Source organism: Paraburkholderia sp. SIMBA_053 (assembly GCF_046534895.1).
GTDB classification, from domain to species: Bacteria; Pseudomonadota; Gammaproteobacteria; order Burkholderiales; family Burkholderiaceae; genus Paraburkholderia; species Paraburkholderia caledonica.
The window spans coordinates 1-236 of sequence record NZ_JAWRXU010001703.1 but is presented as its reverse complement, the minus strand read 5'-3'; the positions used below and the strand labels follow the sequence as shown (position 1 = coordinate 236).

1 pseudogene is annotated in these 236 nt (G+C 73.7%); it reads right to left on the bottom strand.

Going from position 1 to position 236, the window contains the following annotated elements:
* Window positions 1-50 precede the first annotated feature (50 nt).
* Window positions 51-236: pseudogene (locus SB753_RS41340) on the bottom strand (hypothetical protein); the annotation flags it as partial.

Below are 236 nucleotides of genomic sequence, written 5' to 3'. Positions count from 1 at the left end.
CGAGGAGCCCCTCGTCACGCCGGCTCCGGCACCGAGGAGAGAGCGGGGTGTCAGCGACGCGGTGGCGCAGAGGCGACCGCAGCGATCACGGCAGTGAGGGCATCGAGTGAGCGCTCCGGGCTCCACGCCGCAGCGACCGTCGGGGCCTCGGCGCTCAGCGCCGCGAGCCGATCGGGTTCGGTCAACAGGGAACGGATCGCGTCGCCCAGCGCGTCGACGTCTCCGCTCGGCACCAG